Origin of the sequence: Microvirga thermotolerans (assembly GCF_009363855.1) — a bacterium.
Classification (GTDB): domain Bacteria; phylum Pseudomonadota; class Alphaproteobacteria; order Rhizobiales; family Beijerinckiaceae; genus Microvirga; species Microvirga thermotolerans.
In genome coordinates this window covers 2,422,492-2,438,568 of the sequence record NZ_CP045423.1, presented here as the reverse complement: position 1 = coordinate 2,438,568, position 16,077 = coordinate 2,422,492, and the positions used below count along the sequence as shown (strand labels likewise).

Here is a 16,077-nt window from a genome sequence, read left to right as displayed (position 1 = left end):
GGCAAAAACTTGGGTGGAAGCGTTCGAGGGCTCATGTTCGACAAGATCCTGATTGCCAATCGCGGCGAGATCGCCTGTCGCGTCATCAAGACCGCCCGGCGCATGGGGATAAAGACCGTTGCGGTCTATTCCGATGCGGACCGGGACGCCCTCCACGTGGAGATGGCCGACGAGGCGGTCCACATCGGCCCCGCGCCGGCCGCCCAGTCCTATCTGGCGATCGAGAAGATCGTCGAGGCCTGCCGGCGGACCGGGGCCCAGGCGGTCCATCCGGGCTACGGCTTCCTGTCGGAGCGCGAGGCCTTTCCCAAGGCCCTGGCGGAGGCGGGAATCGTCTTCATCGGCCCGAACCCGGCGGCGATCGCCGCGATGGGCGACAAGATCGAATCCAAGAAGGCGGCCGCGGCCGCGAAGGTTTCCACCGTTCCGGGCTTCCTCGGCATCATCGAGAGCCCCGAGCAGGCGGTGAAGATCGCCGACGAGATCGGTTATCCGGTCATGATCAAGGCCTCCGCCGGCGGCGGCGGCAAGGGCATGCGCATCGCCTACTCGCCCGACGAGGTGGCGGAGGGCTTCGCCCGCGCCAAGTCGGAGGCGGCGTCCTCCTTCGGCGACGACCGGGTCTTCATCGAGAAGTTCATCACCGACCCCCGGCACATCGAGATCCAGGTGCTCGGCGACAAGCACGGCAACGTGATCTATCTCGGCGAGCGCGAATGCTCGATCCAGCGCCGCAACCAGAAGGTCATCGAGGAGGCGCCGTCGCCGCTCCTCGACGAGGCGACCCGCCGCCTCATGGGCGAGCAGGCCGTCGCGCTCGCCAAGGCGGTGGGCTACGACTCGGCCGGCACCGTGGAGTTCGTCGCGGGGCAGGACAAGTCCTTCTACTTCCTCGAGATGAACACCCGCCTCCAGGTGGAGCACCCGGTCACCGAGATGGTCACCGGCATCGACCTCGTGGAGGAGATGATCCGGGTGGCGGCGGGCGAGAAGCTGCGTCTGTCGCAAGCGGACGTGAAGCTCAACGGCTGGTCCGTGGAAAGCCGCATCTATGCCGAGGACCCGGTGCGCAACTTCCTGCCGTCCACGGGCCGGCTCGTCACCTACCGCCCGCCGCAGGAAGGCGAGGCGGGCGGCGTCACGGTCCGCAACGATACCGGCGTCTACGAGGGCGGCGAGATCTCGATCTACTACGACCCGATGATCGCGAAGCTCGTCACCCACGCTCCGACGCGCATCGAGGCCATCGAGGCGCAGGCGCGGGCCCTCGACGCCTTCGCCATCGAAGGCATCCGGCACAACATTCCCTTCCTGGCGGCCCTCATGCAGCATCCGCGCTGGCAGTCGGGCCGCCTCTCCACCGGCTTCATCGCCGAGGAGTTCCCGCAAGGGTTCAAGGCTCCCGCGCCCGAAGGCGCCGTCGCCCGCCGCATGACGGCGGTGGGAGCCGCCATCGACCACGTCCTCAACGAGCGCAAGCGCCGGATCTCGGGGCAGATGCGCCCGCCCTCCGCGGTGAAGTTCGAGCGCGAGCGCGTGGTCATGCTCGGCCGCGAGCGCCAGGAGGTGCTCGTCGAGGACATCGACGGCGGCATCGCGGTCGTCGTCGGGGGAGAGGCCCTGCCGGTCGTCTCGTCCTGGCGGCCCGGCGAACCCGTCTGGACCGGCACGGTCGGCGGCGAGAGCATCGCCGTCCAGGTGCGGACCATCCTGAACGGCGTGGTCCTGTCCCATGCGGGCGCCTCCGCGGAGGTCAGGGTCTACACCCGCCGCGAGGCGGAACTCGCCGCCCTCATGCCGGAGAAGGTGGAGGCCGACACGGGCAAGAAGCTGCTCTGCCCGATGCCGGGCCTGGTCAAGGCCATCTCGGTGAAGGAAGGGCAGGAGGTGAAGGCGGGCGAGCCGCTCTGCATCGTCGAGGCGATGAAGATGGAGAACGTGCTGCGCGCCGAGCGCGACGCCACGGTGTCGAAGATCCACGCCAAGGAGGGCGACAGCCTCTCCGTCGATGCGGTGATCATGGAATTCGCCTGATCGCCTGCCCGGGCGGGACGACCATGCCCCTCTACTTCGCCTACGGGTCCAACATGGACCTCGCCGCCATGGCCCGGCGCTGCCCGGCCTCGAGGCCGGTCGGGACCGGCCGGCTGATGCGCCATCGCTTCTTCGTGTCGAGCGACGGCTACGCGTCCGTCATGCGCGATCCGCGGGCAACCGTCTGGGGCCTCCTGTGGGACCTGGCCCTCGCGGACGTGCCCGCCCTCGACCGCTACGAGAGCCTCGCCACGGGCCTCTACGCCAAGGTGGTCCAGCCGGTCCTCACGGAGCAGGGGCCCCGGCGGGCGCTCGTCTATGTGGGGCGGAGCCACCGGCCGGGCGTGCCGAAGTCCGGCTACATGGAAAGCGTGGTCGAGGCGGCGGAAGCGGCCGGCCTCGACCGGGATTACCTCCAGAGCCTTCGCCGCTGGCTTCCGGCGCAGGCCCAGCAGCCGCCCGCGGAGCGGGCTCCTCCGAAGGTCCGCCCGCGCTGGGACGCGCCCGAAGGCCTGCCGGGGCGGCCGCGCGCGCCGCGATGAAGGGCTCCCGCCCGGAGAACCTTTGCCGTATGGGCGCGTTGAGTCGGCAGTCTGCGTATGAGGTCTGTCGATGAACACGAAAAAGGCTTCCCTCTGGAAGCAGTACGGCTATGCCTGGGTGACGCTGGGCTTCTTCCTCATCTCCCTCGTCGGGCACTGGCTCTTCGGATGGTTCGCCTACGTGAACGAGCAGAGAGCGCACGACCAGCCGGTTCAGGTCTCGGAGTACACGGTCGAGATGATGCGGGACACGCTGGAGAACTGGCAGTCCGAGTTCCTCCAGCTTCTCTGGCAGGTCGGCGGCCTCGCCATTCTGCTCTATGTGGGGTCCCCCCAGTCGAAGGAGGGCGACGACCGCATGGAGGCCAAGATCGACGAGATCCTGCGCCGGGTCGACCCCAAGAACGCGGAGCGGATCATCCGCACCCTCGACGAGGACTATGCAGGCCGCCATACGGACGCGCGGCACGCCTATCTCGAGGAAACCTCCCGCTGAGCACGAAGCCGCGAGGAACCATGTCGCCGGAGCGCACCCTTCACGTCATCATTCACGGTCGGGTCCAGGGCGTGGGGTTCCGCGCCTGGATCCATCACCAGGCCCAGCTCCACGGCCTCGGCGGCTGGGTCCGCAACCGGAAGGACGGCACCGTGGAGGCCGTGTTCCGCGGGCCCGACGAGAGGGTGGAGGCCATGCTCAGGGCCTGCCGGCAGGGACCGCGCGGCGCGGCGGTGGAAAGGATCGAGCCGGTGGAGGGCAGCACCGAGACGTCCGAGGGACAGGCGTCCTTCGAGGTCCGGGCGACCGTTTAACGCTTCTCCCTGGCGTCCGTCTCCACGGGGCCTCCCGCCGCCTTCCACGCGGCGAAGCCGCCGTCGATATGGGCGACGGGTTTCAGCCCCATGTCCTGTGCTGTCGCCGCGGACAGGGCGGAGCGCCATCCCGCTGCACAGAAGAAGATGAAGGTCTTGTCCTGCGCGAAGGTCGGCTTGTGGTAGGGGCTTTCGGGATCGATCCAGAATTCCAGCATTCCGCGCGGGCAGTGGAGGGCGCCGGGCATCCGGCCTTCGCGCTCAAGCTCGCGCGGGTCGCGCAGGTCCACGAAGACGGTGTCGTCCCGCCCGTGGCGCGCGATGGCTTCCTCCGCGCTGATCGTCACGATCTTCGCGTTGGCCTCGTCGAGCATCGCCTTGAAGCCGCGGGTGATCGTCTGGGCCATGGCCCGCCCTCCGTTTGAAGCTCCCACAAAACTGGGCATCATAGGCAAAGAGTCAATCGGAGACGGCCGTGCTGGGTTTCACCGTTCTGGACGTTGCGGCTTTGGCGTTCTTCCTGCTCGCCTGGTTCGGCTACTACGCGGCGGTCGAGCTGACCAAGGCGGGCGGGAAGAGCCTGAACACGATCATGGACGGCTACCGCTACCGCTGGATGGCGCAGGCCGTGATCCGCGAGAACCGGATCGTGGACACGACGATTCTCGGGGCGCTCATGAACGGAACCGCGTTCTTCGCCTCCACCTCGCTCATCGCCATCGGCGGCGTCCTGGCTCTCCTCCGGTCGGCCGACGCGGTTCTGCCGATCTTCGCCACGCTGCCCTTCGAATCGGCGGTCACGCCGCTCATGTGGGAGCTCAAGGTGATCGGGCTCGCCGTGATCTTCGTCTACGCCTTCTTCAAGTTCGCCTGGTCCTACCGCCTGTTCAACTACATGGCGATCATCGTCGGCTCGATCCCGGTGCTGCGGGCCGACAACCGGGAGGAGGCGGAGCATGTCGCCCGGCAGGCGGCGGCGATGAACGCGGTGGCGGGAAAGCACTTCAACCGGGGACAGCGCGCCTTCTTCTTCTCGCTCGCCTATCTCGGCTGGTTCGTGAACGCCTATCTCTTCATGGCCGCCACGGCCTGCGTGCTGTATGTCATGTGGCGGCGTCAGTTCATCTCCGACGCCCGGTTGGCGGCCTCGGTCGGGAGCGGACGTGTCGAAGGCAACGGATGAGGAGATCGAGGCGGCGATGCTCGCCCTTCTCGCGGCGCGGGGCGAGGGCCGGACGATCGGCCCGATGGACGTCGCGCGCGCCATCGGCGGCGACCGCCCGGAGGGCTGGGGCCCCCTGATGCAGCCCGTGCGCCGGGTCGCCGTGCGGCTGATGAAGGAGGGGCGCGTCGCCATTCTCCGCAAGGGGCGCCCGGTCGATCCCGACGATTTCAGGGGAGTCTACCGCCTCGCGCCGCCGCCCGGACGTTGAGGGTCACGGCGCGGGGAGGAGGGCGGGGGTCTTTCCGGCGGCGTAGTAGGCGACGAGCCCCGCCCATTCCTTGGCGGCCACATCGAGCCGCCGCAGCCCGTCCGACACGAAGGCGAAGGGGCGCAGGGCATCCTCTCCCGCGCCCGTGCGGTAGTCGACGGGATAGGCAACGACGTCGAGGCCCGCCTTGCGGAAGACGCCCATGGCCCGCGGCATGTGCCACGCGGAGGTGACGAGGAGCCAGCGCTCGCCCTTTGCGGGGTCGATCAGCGCCCGGGTGAAGGTGGCGTTCTCGGCCGTGGTGCGGGAGCGGTCCTCCACGACGATGCGGGCCGGATCGATGCCCACGCCCTCGAGATAGGCGGCGATGACGGGGGCCTCGGCCGCTCCGTCGCCGAAGACGGTGCCGCCGCCTCCCGAGATCAGGATCCGCGCCTTGGGATAGCGGCGGGCGAGGGTGAGGGTGTCGAGCACCCGCTCCGCCGATTCGTTGGCGGCGAGGCTGCCGCGCGACAGGGAGTCGGATGCCTCCACCGCTCCGCCGAGGAGGATGATGCCGTCCACCGGCCTGCCGTCGTCGCGGAAGGCGGGGAAGCGCTCCTCCAGCGGCTTCAGGAGCGCGCTGGAGACCGGCAGCAGGCCGAAGGCGAGGAGAGCGAGGGCGCCCGAGAGGGCAATGCCCTGCCCGAGCCGGCGGCATCGCTTCGTCATGCCGAGGACGATCCCCAGGAGGACGAGGCTGGCGAGGAGGTTCGACGGCGTCGCGAAGAACCACGCGATCTTCGAGGCGAGGTAGAACACGGGCCGTCTTCTCCCGGAGGGGCCTTACGAGCGCCCGGTCTCGGCCTCGTAGCGCGCCTTGGTCTCCGCGTTCGGCGGATAGAGGCCGGGGAGGGGCACGCCCTTCTCCACCTCGCGCATGATCCAGAGCTCGAGGCGCTCCTGCTCGACGGCGGCCTTCGCGACCTCCTCCACGAGGGCGGCGGGAATGACCACGACGCCGTCGCCGTCGGCCACGATCACGTCGTCCGGGAAGACCGCCACGCCGCCGCAGCCGATGGGCTCCTGCCAGCCGACGAAGGTGAGGCCGGCCACGGAGGGCGGAGCCGCCGCGCCCGCGCACCAGACCGGCAATTCGGTGCCCTCGACCCCCGCCGCGTCGCGCACGACGCCGTCGGTCACGAGGGCGGTGACGCCGCGCTTCTTCATGCGCGCGGTGAGGATGTCGCCGAAGATGCCCGCATCGGTCACGCCCATGGCGTCGACCACGGCGATGCAGCCTTCCGGCATGTCCTCGATGGCGGCGCGGGTGGAGCGGGGGGAGGACCAGGATTCGGGCGTCGCCAGGTCCTCGCGGGCCGGCACGAAGCGCAGGGTGAAGGCGCGGCCCACGAGGCGCTCGGCGGCGTTGAACATGGGCACGGGGCCCTGCATCCAGCAGCGCCGGATTCCCTTCTTCAGGAGAACCGTCGTCAGGGTGGCGGTGGACGTGGCGCACAGGGCGTCGGCGATGGCTCTGTCCAGGGTCATGGGCTCTCCTCGATGGCTGTCGAGCACTCATAGCGCCCGAAATCCTGCGCCGCCAGCCGGGAAAAATCGGCCGCCGCATTGCCGGCGCTCCGCCGCGCACCAAAACAGAGTCCGACCCCTCGGGGCCGGACCCGATCTCGGAGGACCTTCGATGCGCCGTTTATCCACCTGCCTGGCCGCCCTCGCCCTGGCCGCGACGGCTTCTGCCGTCATGGCGGCCGAGAGCGGACGGGACCTTCTCGCCGAACGGGTGACGAAGCTCTCGCGCGGCACCCAATGGAAGCCCGTCGAGGCGGTGCCGATCGGCTTCCCCACCTTCCATCCGCAGGGCATGGTGAAGATCGGCGACACGCTCTTCGTCTCCTCGGTGGAGATCAAGGTGCCGACCAAGCGCTTCCCGCAGCCGGTGGATGGGTTCGACCGGGACACCGGCGAGGGGGCGGCGCACCTCTTCAAGATCGACATGAAGGGCAACCTCATCAAGGAGATCACCCTCGGCGAGGGCTCGATCTACCATCCCGGCGGCATCGACTACGACGGCCGCCATATCTGGGTGCCGGTCGCGGAGTATCGCCCCAACAGCCGCTCCATCGTCTACCGGGTCGACCCGGAGACCATGGAGGCGACGGAGGTCTTCCGCTTCAACGACCATATCGGCGGCGTCGTCCGCGACACGGACGACAATTCCCTCCACGGCGTCAGCTGGGGCTCCCGGCGCTTCTACCGCTGGCCCCTGGGGCCGGACGGGAAACCCACCAATGCGGACGAGGCGCCCGAGAAGCTGCGGCGGCTCAACACCTCCCACTACCTCGACTACCAGGACTGCAAGTATGTGGGCGGCCACCGCATGCTCTGCTCCGGCGTCACGGAAATGCGCGTGACGACGGACGCGCCGCTCTTCCGGCTCGGCGGGCTCGACCTCGTGAACCTCGCGGACGGGCGCCCGCTCTTCCAGACTCCCGTCCTGCTCTGGACGGCCTCCGGCTTCGACATGACCCACAACCCGGTCTGGATGGAGGCGAGCGAGGCCGGCATCCGCGGCTACTTCATGCCGGAGGACGACAAGTCGACCCTCTACGTCTACGAGGCCGAGGTGAAGTAGGCGGTCACGCGGTCTTCTCGAACAGCTCGCGGCCGATCAGCATGCGCCGGATCTCGCTCGTGCCGGCGCCGATCTCGTAGAGCTTGGCGTCGCGCAGCAGGCGGCCGGTCGGATAGTCGTTGATGTAGCCGTTCCCGCCCAGGAGCTGGATGGCGTCGAGGGCGCACTGGGTCGCCTTCTCGGCGGCGAAGAGGATGGCGCCCGCCGCGTCCTCGCGGGTGGTCTCGCCCCGGTCGCAGGCCTTGGCGACGGCGTACACGTAGGCCTTGCAGGCGTTCATGGTCACGTACATGTCGGCAACCTTGGCCTGCACGAGCTGGAAGCTGCCGATGGGCTGTCCGAACTGCTTGCGCTCGTGGATGTAGGGCAGGACCACGTCCATGCACGCCTGCATGATGCCGAGGGGGCCCGCGGCGAGCACGGCGCGCTCGTAGTCGAGGCCCGACATGAGCACGTTCACGCCCTTGCCGACCTTGCCCAGGACGTTCTCCTCCGGCACCTCGCAATCCTCGAAGACGAGCTCGCAGGTGTCGGAGCCGCGCATGCCGATCTTGTCGAGCTTCTGCTGGCTGGAGAAACCCTTGAAGCCGCGCTCGACGATGAAGGCGGTCATGCCGCGCGGGCCCGCCTCCGGGTCGGTCTTGGCGTAGATCACCAGGACGTCCGCCGAGGGGCCGTTGGTGATCCACATCTTGTTGCCGTTGATGATGTAGCGGTCGCCCTGCTTGCGCGCCTCGGTCCGCATCGAGACCACGTCCGATCCCGAGCCGGGCTCCGACATGGCGAGCGCGCCGAGATGCTCGCCGGAGATCAGCTTCGGCAGGTAGCGGCGCTTCTGCTCGTCGGTGCCGTTGCGCCGGATCTGGTTGATGCAGAGGTTGGAATGCGCGCCGTAGGAGAGGCCGACGGAGGCCGAGCCGCGGGAGATCTCCTCCATGGCGATCACGTGCTCGAGATAGCCCAGGCCGATGCCGCCGTACTCCTCCTCGACCGTGATCCCGTGCAGGCCGAGCTCGCCCATCTTGGGCCAGAGGTCGCGGGGGAACTCGTTCGTCCGGTCGATCTCCTGGGCGCGCGGCGCAATGTGGTCGCGGGTGAAGTCGCGCACCGTCTCGCGGATCGCCTCGGCGGTTTCGCCGAGGTCGAAATTGAAGGTCTTCTCAACGTTTCTCAGCATGGCTTCCTCCCACCTCCATCCGACGATCCGCACAGGCGGGAGCGCGATGGCTTATTGGGAAGCCATTTTGGTCAGCAATGCTGCCCTTTTCAAGGGGCATGTGATGGAAATTGGGTTGAGAAGGGGCGGAAGGCCGTTGCCGCGCAGGCCAAAACACGGCGTTCGGCTGCGCGGCGTCCGGCGAATGCCCGATCCTACTCGTCGATGCTGGCGGTCTGGACCGGGTCGAGGTCGCGGCACACGCCCATCGGCTTGAGGCGGTGATGGTCGCGGGGATCGCAGGCGCTCTGCACGAACATCCGCCACTGGTTCTCGGTGCCGTAGAACGTGTTGCGGTCCACGTCGCCCGAGACGCCCGGCACACGGCCGGTGGTGGTGAACTGCCAGAAGGTCCAGCGGCGGTTGTTGTAGCGCTCGTGCGGCTCGGCCGCGACGCTGCGGATCCAGAACGGGTAGTCGGTGAACTCGCCCTCCAGGATCTCCTTGTGGAAGGTGATGTCGGTGTAGATGATCGGGCGCTTGCCGGTATGGGCCTCCATCTCCTTGAGCATCACGTCGATCATCGCGAGGGCCTGCTCGCGCGGCACCTTCCGCGGGCAGTTCACGGACTCGCCGTTCCACTCCACGTCGAGGACGGGGGGGAGGGCCTCCGGGTCCTGTGGGACGTTCTTCTTGAACCAGGCGGCCTGCTCGTGGGCCGGGCGGCACCAGTAGACGAAGTGATAGGCGCCCCGCGGAATGCCGGCGTTCTTGGCGCCCCACCAGTTCTCGAGGAAGCGGCTGTCCACGTGGTCGCCGCCCTCCGTCGCCTTGATGAAGGCGAACTTGGTTCCGGCCTGGCGCAGCGCCGCCCAGTCGACCTTGCCCTGCCACTTGGACACGTCGACCCCGTGGATCGGCAGCCGGTGGGCCGATGCGACGCCCGCATGGGGCTTGGCGTCGCTCTTCGCCGGGTACCGGCTCGAGGGCGCGATGGCGCACGACGCCAGACCCATGGCGATCGCGGTCACGGCCAGGAAACGGCCGATGGCCAGAGGCGAGATCCGTCGGGTCTTGGCACGACGGCGGGAGGAGCGGCGCTTCATCGGATCAATCGGAAGGTACGCAACTGTTGGACCCTATGAGCGATGCCCGAAAGTCCTTAACGGATTCTTGCGATGCGGCGCTCATGCACCGAAAAGATACCCGGTCCCGCTTTTCGCCGGCAAGTCCGGACGGGAGGCGGAGGAGGCCCTCAGAGCCCGAACCAGAGGGTCGCGATCCCGAGGAAGGAGAAGAAGCCGACCACGTCGGTGATCGTGGTCACGAGCGGGCCGGAGGAAACGGCCGGATCGACCCCGAGGCGGCTCAGCGCGAGGGGAATGACGATTCCCCCAAAGGCCGCCGAGACGAGGGTGACGACGATGGCGAGGCCGATCACCGGCCCGAGATTGGCGGTGCCGAACCACAGGACCGCGACGCTGGCCAGGAGCAGGGCGAAGGCGGCGCCGTTGAGGAGGCCCACCACCATCTCGCGGCGGATGATGCGCCAGGCGTTCGCCCGCCCGAGCTCCCGGGTGGCGAGCGCGCGCACGGCGACCGTCATCGTCTGCGTGCCCGCATTGCCGCCCATGGAGGCGACGATGGGCATCAGGACGGCAAGGGCGACCATCTTCTGGAGGGAGCCGGAGAAGGCATTGATCACGGAAGCCGAGAGGAGGGCGGTGCAGAGATTCACGAAGAGCCAGGTGGAGCGGCTCTTCACGATGTCCCACACGGTGTCGGACAGCTCCTCCTCCGAATTCACGCCGCCGAGCTGCTTGATGTCGGCGTCCGCCTCCTCGTCCAGCACGTCGACGATGTCGTCGACCATCAGCACGCCGACGAGGCGGCCCGCCTCGTCCGTGACCGCGGCGGAAACCAGGTTGTAGCGCTGGAAGAGCCGGGCCGCGTCCTCCTGCGGGTCGGTGGCCCTCACCCGGTCCGGGTCGTCGTCCATGATCGACTGGATGGTGACGGGGCGCTTGCTGCGCAGGAGCTTGTCGAGAGGCACCGCTCCGAGGAGATGCCCACCCGGGTCGATGACGAAGATCTCGTAGAAGGTGTCGGGCAGGTTCTCCGTCTCGCGCATGAAGTCGATGGTCTGCCCGACGGTCCAGAACGGAGGCACGGCGATCAGCTCGTTCTGCATGCGCCGGCCGGCGGATCCTTCGGGATATTCCAGGGCCCGCTGCAGGGCGACGCGCTCGACGGGCGGGAGCTGTTCGAGGATCTCGGCCTTGTCCTCCTCGTCCAGGTCCTCGAGGATGTAGACCGCGTCGTCGTGGTCGAGCTCGCGCACGCCCTCGGCCACCGTCGAGGTCTCGAGCTCCTCCAGGATCTCCTCGCGGACCGCGTCGTCCACCTCGGTGAGGGCCGCGAAGTCGAAGGCCGGGCCGAGGAGTTCGATCAGGCGCGGCCGGTCCTCGGGCTCCAGGGCCTCGAGCAGGTCGCCCAGGTCGGATTCGTGGAAGTCCTCCACGAGGTGCTGCAGGCGGGGAGCGTCGGCGGCGCGGATGGCCTCCGACACCGCGTCCACGAAGGCCGGATCGATGTCCTGATTCCCGTCGCGGAAGCTCAGCGGGGCCGTCGCCGCGCCGGAAGGCGAGGAGGGAGGCGGCGTCCTGTTCTCGACGTCCTGCATGAGCCTGTCCCCAGGAGAGATTCACGGCCTTTTAGGCGCGGGCCCGGACCGGCGCAATGCGCCGTCGGGGCCAGAAAGACGAGTCGGTTGCGGTGGTTCCCCGAAGGCCGGCCGAAGCCGTCTTCGAAGGCTGCGCCGGCGGTCGAAGGATTCGGGCGAAGTGCCTGCGAGGGCCAGTGAAGCGGCTTCGCGGCCGTATGACAACAGAACCCCGGCAACAAAAAAGGCTCCGCGAGCGGAGCCTTTTTTGTTGCCCTTGAAAGGGCTCTTCGAAGGTTTGGTGCGGTCGAGAGGACTCGAACCTCCACGGGTCTCCCCGCTACCACCTCAAGGTAGTGCGTCTACCAATTCCGCCACGACCGCGAAACCTTCGGTGCCAAGGGTGTTTCCCCTGGCGAGGCGGTGGCTATACAGGATCGATTGCGCCACCGCAAGCCCATCCGGTGGGACTTCTCGGCACCGCCGAAGCTCGGCGTTCCGTAAGGCGAAGGCCACCGGCCGGACGCGGCTCCTATAGCCGCCCCGTTCCGTTTCGTCCACCCGGAAATGTCACGGTTGACCGCAATCCTCCACGGGACCAAAACGGGGTCTCGGTTCCAGCGGGTAAGGGTGCGCCGTGGCGGGTCTTCGCGACAATCTGGCCGATAGTTTCCGGGCGGCGGAGGGGATGCCTCCGGTCGCCTGGGCGATCTCGGACGGGCTCACCGGCTACGAGGAGGCGGTCGCCTTCATGGAGGCGCGGGCCGCCGCCATCGCGGAAGGGATGGCGCCCGAGACGGTCTGGCTCGTGGAGCATCCACCGCTCTACACCGCCGGCACCTCCGCGAGGGCCGAGGACCTCGTCGAGCCGGACCGGTTCCCCGTGTTCCGGACCGGGCGCGGCGGACAGTACACCTATCACGGCCCGGGCCAGCGGGTCGCCTACGTGATGCTCGACCTCAAGCGGCGCCAGCCCGACCTGCGCCGCTACGTGGCCGCTCTGGAGGGCTGGCTGATCGCGACTCTGGCGGAGTTCAACGTGCGCGGCGAGCGGCGGGACGACCGGGTCGGTGTCTGGGTCCGCCGCCCGGAGAAGGGAGAAGCGGTGGAGGACAAGATCGCCGCCATCGGCATCCGGGTCCGCCGCTGGGTCAGCTATCACGGGATCGGCCTCAACGTGGACCCCGACCTGTCCCACTTCTCGGGAATCGTGCCCTGCGGCGTGCGCCAGCACGGGGTCACGAGCCTCGTCGACCTCGGCATTCCGGTGTCCCTGCCGGAGGTGGACGCCACCCTGCGCAGGACGTTCGAGACGATCTTCGGGCCGACCGAGAGGGTCGCGGCGCCGTTGCTTTCGGGCAACTGAGGCCGGGTTTTCCAGTGCCCCGGAAGCGGGGCTTCTTCTCAAGGCGGCTTCATGCTCTAAGCTTGTCCGAACGGTTGATCATCGGCGGATACTCCATGCATCGCGCGCTTCTTGCCTCCATCGTCGCCCTGGCCGCTTCGGCGTGCGCCTATACCCCGACCCCGACGGAAACCATCCACATCGTCGATTCGCCCGCCGACGTGCGCTTCTGCACCCGCCTCGGCGAGGTGAGCCCCGAGGTGCCGACCATCCCCGGCTTCGGGGCCGCCACCCAGTCCATGCTCGAGGCGACGGTGGCGCTCGGCGGAACCCATCTCTACCTGCAGAAGCTCTCGACGGACTGGCTGATGGTCCGCGGCATCGCCTACCGCTGCGGCCCCGGTCCCGCCCGCGAGACGGTTGTCATCCGCGCGAAGGGCTAATATCGGCGAGAAAGGCCGCTCGCTCCGGCGGGCCCGTCGCCGGGCCCGGCCGGTCCGCGGGCGCTCCATTCCAGCAACTGCCCGAGGGTTCGACGTGCCTGTCATCGCCACTTCCGCCGATCTGACGTCCGATTCCGCCCGCGCCAACCGGCAGGCCTGGGCCGAGCTTTCGCGGGAACTCGCCGAGAAACGCGCCGCCGCCGCCGAGGGCGGGCCCGCCAAGGCCCGGGAGAGGCACCTGGCGCGGGGCAAGCTCCTGCCGCGCGAGCGGGTGATGCGCCTCCTCGATCCCGGGGCGCCCTTCCTCGAGCTCGGGGGGCTGGCCGCCCACGGCATGTACGAGGACGCCATCCACGGGGCGGGCATCATCACCGGAATCGGCCGGGTCGCCGGGCGCGAGGTGATGATCGTCTGCAACGACTCGACCATCAAGGGCGGCACCTACTACCCGATGACGGTGAAGAAGCACCTGCGCGCCCAGGAAGTGGCCCGCGAGAACCGGCTGCCCTGCATCTACCTGGTCGATTCCGGCGGCGCGAACCTGCCGCACCAGACCGAGGTCTTCCCGGACCGGGAGCATTTCGGGCGCATCTTCTACAACCAGGCGACGCTCTCCTCCCTCGGCATTCCGCAGATCGCCTGCGTCATGGGCTCCTGCACGGCGGGCGGCGCCTACGTGCCCGCCATGTCGGACGAGACCGTCATCGTGCGGCGCCAGGGCACCATCTTCCTCGGCGGCCCGCCCCTGGTGAAGGCCGCCACCGGCGAGGTCGTCTCGGCGGAGGACCTGGGCGGGGCGGACGTCCATGCCCGCCAGTCCGGCGTCGCGGACCATTACGCGACGGACGACGTCCATGCGCTCGCCATCGTCCGCCGCATCGTCGGCTCGCTGAATTCGCGCAAGCGGGTGGACCTCGACCTCGCCGAGCCCGTCGAGCCGAAATACGCCATCGAGGATCTCGACGCGATCGTGCCGACGGACCTCAAGAAGCAGTACGACATCCGCGAGGTGATCGCCCGGCTGGTGGACGGCTCCGAGTTCGACGAGTTCAAGCGCCTCTACGGCACCACCCTCGTGACCGGTTTCGCCCGCCTGTGGGGCATGCCCATCGGCATCGTGGCGAACAACGGCATCCTGTTCTCGGAGAGCGCCCTGAAGGGCGCCCATTTCATCGAGCTGTGCTGCCAGCGCCGCATCCCGCTCCTCTTCCTGCAGAACATCTCCGGCTTCATGGTCGGGCGTCAGTACGAGGCGGGCGGCATCGCCAAGGACGGCGCCAAGCTCGTCACCGCCGTCGCCTGCGCGCAGGTGCCGAAGATCACCCTTCTCGTGGGCGGGTCGTTCGGCGCGGGCAACTACGGCATGTGCGGCCGGGCCTATTCCCCCCGCTTCCTCTTCACTTGGCCGAACTCCCGGATCTCGGTCATGGGCGGCGAGCAGGCGGCGAGCGTCCTCGCCACCGTGCGGCGGGACAATCTTGAGGCCGAGGGCAAGGCCTGGAGCGCGGCGGAGGAGGAGGCCTTCAAGGACCCGATCCGCCGCAAGTACGAGGAGGAGGGCAGCCCCTACTACGCCACCGCGCGCCTGTGGGACGACGGCATCATCCTGCCCTCCGAGACGCGCCGCGTCCTGGCGCTCGCCTTCTCGGCCACCCTCAACGCGCCGGTGCCCGAGACGAGGTTCGGCGTCTTCCGCATGTAGCGAATCGGCGGAGCGGGACCGGCCGGGCGAACGGGAGGCTCCCGTCCGCCCGGCGCCGGAAGTCTCCGCAAGTCTAGCGCCGATGTTCCCGAGCGCCTGGAAAGAAGAAAACGGCCCCTCAAAAATGTTGCCGGGCCGCAACACCTTCAAAGCTTCCTGATCCTGCCCATCTTGGCCCAAGCTCCGTCAAGATGCCGCCATAAACGAAGCTCACCTGATAGAGACAGGCTAAACTGCTTCCAACCCAAGGCTTTAGGACAGCGCGACACAAGAAGTAGAGAGCATTAAGCCTTTCCGGCTTTTGCTTTCGGGGGTCGTTGCGTCCGGGGCGCGGCGCGTGGCAGATCATCTTAAGTTCGGAAATCAACCGTAACTAGGGTGAATGGCCGAACGGGGAAGAGCACAGGCCATGGATGCGCGTCGGATCGACAAGTTGCGATTGCCCAACCGTCCCGGGACGGAGGCTGCACGCACGTTCCGGACGCTTCCGCGCCGTTTCGCCCTCGTCGCCGCCGCTTTCGGAACCGCCGTCCTCGCCCCCGGCCTCGCCTTCGCCCTCGAGGCCGCGCCGCGGCCGCAGCCGCTGATGCCCGCCACCAAGTACGGGTCGGTCCGCGAAGCCCTGCGCACGGGAATGCGCGACTACAATGCGGGGGACAAGCTCGGCGCCGTTCAGGCCCTCGAATACGCGGCCGGACAGGGGCATACGCTCGCCCTCTGGAAGCTCGGGCGCATGTACGCCGACGGGGACGGCGTCCAGCACGACGACCTGAAGGCCTTCGAGTACTTCTCCAAGCTCGCCGACCAGAACGCCGACGAGAGCCCCGACTCCCCGAACGCTCCGGTGATCTCCAGCGCCTTCGTGGCGCTCGGCACCTATTTCCTCGACGGCATCAAGGGCACCTACGTCACGGCCAATCCGGCCCGCGCCGTGGAGATGTTCAACTACGCCGCGTCCTATTTCAGCGACTCGAATGCGCAGTACAACCTCGCCCGCCTCTACCTGGAAGGCACCGGCGTGGAGAAGGACGTGCGCCTCGCCGCGCGCTGGCTGAACCTCGCCGCCGAGAAGGGCCACCACGCCTCGCAGGCGCTCCTCGGCCATCTGCTCATCACGGGGCAGGGGGTGCCGCGGCAGCGGGCCAAGGGCCTGATGTGGCTGACGCTTGCCCGCGAGTCGATCGATCCCGCGAAGGAACAGTGGATCGCGAAGCTCTACGACGAGGCCTTCTCGAACGCGTCCGACAGCGACCGCAAGCTCGCCCTCGCGCTCCTCGAGCAGTACATCCAGTCCCGCCACTGAGGCGGGATCGCTCGG

16 protein-coding genes, 1 tRNA gene and 1 pseudogene are annotated in these 16,077 nt (G+C 68.5%); 11 read left to right on the top strand and 7 right to left on the bottom strand.

The window, feature by feature from the left end:
* The first annotated feature begins 33 nt into the window (after positions 1 to 33).
* From GDR74_RS11375 to GDR74_RS11360, 4 genes and pseudogenes are all read left to right on the top strand, one after another.
* On the top strand, positions 34 to 2,034 hold the full coding sequence (locus tag GDR74_RS11375) for an acetyl-CoA carboxylase biotin carboxylase subunit (protein WP_152586421.1): 2,001 nt from the start codon (positions 34 to 36) through the stop codon (positions 2,032 to 2,034).
* A 23-nt stretch (positions 2,035 to 2,057) separates the two neighbouring features.
* Positions 2,058 to 2,468, top strand: a pseudogene (locus tag GDR74_RS11370) (gamma-glutamylcyclotransferase family protein); the annotation flags it as partial.
* A gap of 178 nt (positions 2,469 to 2,646) precedes the next feature.
* Positions 2,647 to 3,072, top strand: coding sequence for a DUF6766 family protein (locus GDR74_RS11365; protein WP_152586419.1), 426 nt, complete (start codon positions 2,647 to 2,649; stop codon positions 3,070 to 3,072).
* A 20-nt stretch (positions 3,073 to 3,092) separates the two neighbouring features.
* Positions 3,093 to 3,386, top strand: a complete 294-nt coding sequence (locus tag GDR74_RS11360; RefSeq protein WP_152586418.1) for an acylphosphatase — start codon at positions 3,093 to 3,095, stop codon at positions 3,384 to 3,386.
* On the opposite strand, the gene GDR74_RS11355 is transcribed toward GDR74_RS11360, so the two are convergent.
* A complete protein-coding gene (locus GDR74_RS11355; RefSeq protein WP_152586417.1) occupies positions 3,383 to 3,793 on the bottom strand; it encodes a rhodanese-like domain-containing protein in 411 nt (136 codons plus the stop codon). The genes GDR74_RS11360 and GDR74_RS11355 overlap by 4 nt on opposite strands.
* Positions 3,794 to 3,861: 68 nt before the next feature.
* Here GDR74_RS11355 and GDR74_RS11350 point away from each other — a divergent pair, with 68 nt between their 5' ends.
* Complete coding sequence (locus GDR74_RS11350; protein ID WP_343039601.1) at positions 3,862 to 4,569, top strand: DUF599 domain-containing protein; 708 nt, start codon at positions 3,862 to 3,864, stop codon at positions 4,567 to 4,569.
* 16 nt (positions 4,570 to 4,585) lie between these two features.
* Positions 4,586 to 4,819, top strand: a complete 234-nt coding sequence (locus GDR74_RS11345; RefSeq protein WP_246180146.1) for a DUF3253 domain-containing protein — start codon at positions 4,586 to 4,588, stop codon at positions 4,817 to 4,819.
* 3 nt (positions 4,820 to 4,822) lie between these two features.
* On the opposite strand, the gene GDR74_RS11340 is transcribed toward GDR74_RS11345, so the two are convergent.
* Both GDR74_RS11340 and GDR74_RS11335 read right to left on the bottom strand, forming a co-directional pair.
* Positions 4,823 to 5,620 (bottom strand): YdcF family protein, encoded by a 798-nt coding sequence (locus GDR74_RS11340; RefSeq protein WP_152586415.1) that lies wholly within the window; start codon positions 5,618 to 5,620, stop codon positions 4,823 to 4,825.
* Positions 5,621 to 5,644: 24 nt separating this feature from the next.
* Complete coding sequence (locus tag GDR74_RS11335) at positions 5,645 to 6,349, bottom strand: ribonuclease activity regulator RraA (RefSeq protein WP_152586414.1); 705 nt, start codon at positions 6,347 to 6,349, stop codon at positions 5,645 to 5,647.
* A 151-nt stretch (positions 6,350 to 6,500) separates the two neighbouring features.
* On the opposite strand from GDR74_RS11335, the gene GDR74_RS11330 reads away from it, so the two are divergent.
* The gene (locus tag GDR74_RS11330) at positions 6,501 to 7,451 is read left to right on the top strand and encodes a DUF6454 family protein (RefSeq protein WP_152586413.1); all 951 of its coding nucleotides are present in this window, start codon (positions 6,501 to 6,503) and stop codon (positions 7,449 to 7,451) included.
* Between the two features lie 4 nt (positions 7,452 to 7,455).
* Here GDR74_RS11330 and GDR74_RS11325 read toward each other — a convergent pair whose 3' ends face one another.
* The 4 genes from GDR74_RS11325 to GDR74_RS11310 all read right to left on the bottom strand — a co-directional run bounded on the left by GDR74_RS11325 (position 7,456) and on the right by GDR74_RS11310 (position 11,653).
* Entirely contained in the window at positions 7,456 to 8,628 is a 1,173-nt protein-coding gene (locus tag GDR74_RS11325; RefSeq protein WP_152586412.1) for an isovaleryl-CoA dehydrogenase, read from the bottom strand.
* 194 nt (positions 8,629 to 8,822) lie between these two features.
* Positions 8,823 to 9,623 (bottom strand): glycoside hydrolase family 25 protein, encoded by an 801-nt coding sequence (locus tag GDR74_RS11320; protein ID WP_246180144.1) that lies wholly within the window; start codon positions 9,621 to 9,623, stop codon positions 8,823 to 8,825.
* A 239-nt stretch (positions 9,624 to 9,862) separates the two neighbouring features.
* Complete coding sequence (mgtE, locus tag GDR74_RS11315; protein ID WP_152586410.1) at positions 9,863 to 11,290, bottom strand: magnesium transporter; 1,428 nt, start codon at positions 11,288 to 11,290, stop codon at positions 9,863 to 9,865.
* Between the two features lie 278 nt (positions 11,291 to 11,568).
* Positions 11,569 to 11,653, bottom strand: a tRNA-Leu gene (locus GDR74_RS11310).
* Between the two features lie 253 nt (positions 11,654 to 11,906).
* Between GDR74_RS11310 and lipB the strand changes: the two genes are divergently transcribed.
* The 4 genes from lipB to GDR74_RS11290 all read left to right on the top strand — a co-directional run bounded on the left by lipB (position 11,907) and on the right by GDR74_RS11290 (position 16,062).
* Positions 11,907 to 12,635, top strand: a complete 729-nt coding sequence (gene lipB, locus GDR74_RS11305; RefSeq protein ID WP_425486922.1) for a lipoyl(octanoyl) transferase LipB — start codon at positions 11,907 to 11,909, stop codon at positions 12,633 to 12,635.
* 95 nt (positions 12,636 to 12,730) lie between these two features.
* Positions 12,731 to 13,057: a hypothetical protein gene (locus tag GDR74_RS11300; protein WP_152586409.1), complete on the top strand. Its 327-nt coding sequence runs from the start codon at positions 12,731 to 12,733 to the stop codon at positions 13,055 to 13,057.
* A 94-nt stretch (positions 13,058 to 13,151) separates the two neighbouring features.
* The gene (locus tag GDR74_RS11295; protein ID WP_152586408.1) at positions 13,152 to 14,759 is read left to right on the top strand and encodes a carboxyl transferase domain-containing protein; all 1,608 of its coding nucleotides are present in this window, start codon (positions 13,152 to 13,154) and stop codon (positions 14,757 to 14,759) included.
* A gap of 409 nt (positions 14,760 to 15,168) precedes the next feature.
* Positions 15,169 to 16,062 carry a tetratricopeptide repeat protein gene (locus tag GDR74_RS11290; RefSeq protein ID WP_246179388.1) on the top strand — a complete coding sequence of 298 codons (894 nt, stop codon included), beginning with the start codon at positions 15,169 to 15,171 and terminating at the stop codon, positions 16,060 to 16,062.
* Positions 16,063 to 16,077: the final 15 nt, after the last annotated feature.

What these genes read in the sequence shown, in the direction of transcription:
- GDR74_RS11375 (WP_152586421.1), top strand. Translation starts at nt 34, where the DNA reads ATGTTCGACAAGATCCTGATTGCCAATCGCGGCGAGATCGCCTGTCGC.
- mgtE (WP_152586410.1), bottom strand. Translation starts at nt 11,290, where the DNA reads ATGCAGGACGTCGAGAACAGGACGCCGCCTCCCTCCTCGCCTTCCGGC.
- GDR74_RS11365 (WP_152586419.1), top strand. Translation starts at nt 2,647, where the DNA reads ATGAACACGAAAAAGGCTTCCCTCTGGAAGCAGTACGGCTATGCCTGG.
- GDR74_RS11300 (WP_152586409.1), top strand. Translation starts at nt 12,731, where the DNA reads ATGCATCGCGCGCTTCTTGCCTCCATCGTCGCCCTGGCCGCTTCGGCG.
- GDR74_RS11320 (WP_246180144.1), bottom strand. Translation starts at nt 9,623, where the DNA reads ATGGGTCTGGCGTCGTGCGCCATCGCGCCCTCGAGCCGGTACCCGGCG.
- GDR74_RS11290 (WP_246179388.1), top strand. Translation starts at nt 15,169, where the DNA reads ATGGATGCGCGTCGGATCGACAAGTTGCGATTGCCCAACCGTCCCGGG.
- GDR74_RS11335 (WP_152586414.1), bottom strand. Translation starts at nt 6,349, where the DNA reads ATGACCCTGGACAGAGCCATCGCCGACGCCCTGTGCGCCACGTCCACC.
- GDR74_RS11360 (WP_152586418.1), top strand. Translation starts at nt 3,093, where the DNA reads ATGTCGCCGGAGCGCACCCTTCACGTCATCATTCACGGTCGGGTCCAG.
- GDR74_RS11325 (WP_152586412.1), bottom strand. Translation starts at nt 8,628, where the DNA reads ATGCTGAGAAACGTTGAGAAGACCTTCAATTTCGACCTCGGCGAAACC.
- GDR74_RS11330 (WP_152586413.1), top strand. Translation starts at nt 6,501, where the DNA reads ATGCGCCGTTTATCCACCTGCCTGGCCGCCCTCGCCCTGGCCGCGACG.
- GDR74_RS11345 (WP_246180146.1), top strand. Translation starts at nt 4,586, where the DNA reads ATGCTCGCCCTTCTCGCGGCGCGGGGCGAGGGCCGGACGATCGGCCCG.
- GDR74_RS11355 (WP_152586417.1), bottom strand. Translation starts at nt 3,793, where the DNA reads ATGGCCCAGACGATCACCCGCGGCTTCAAGGCGATGCTCGACGAGGCC.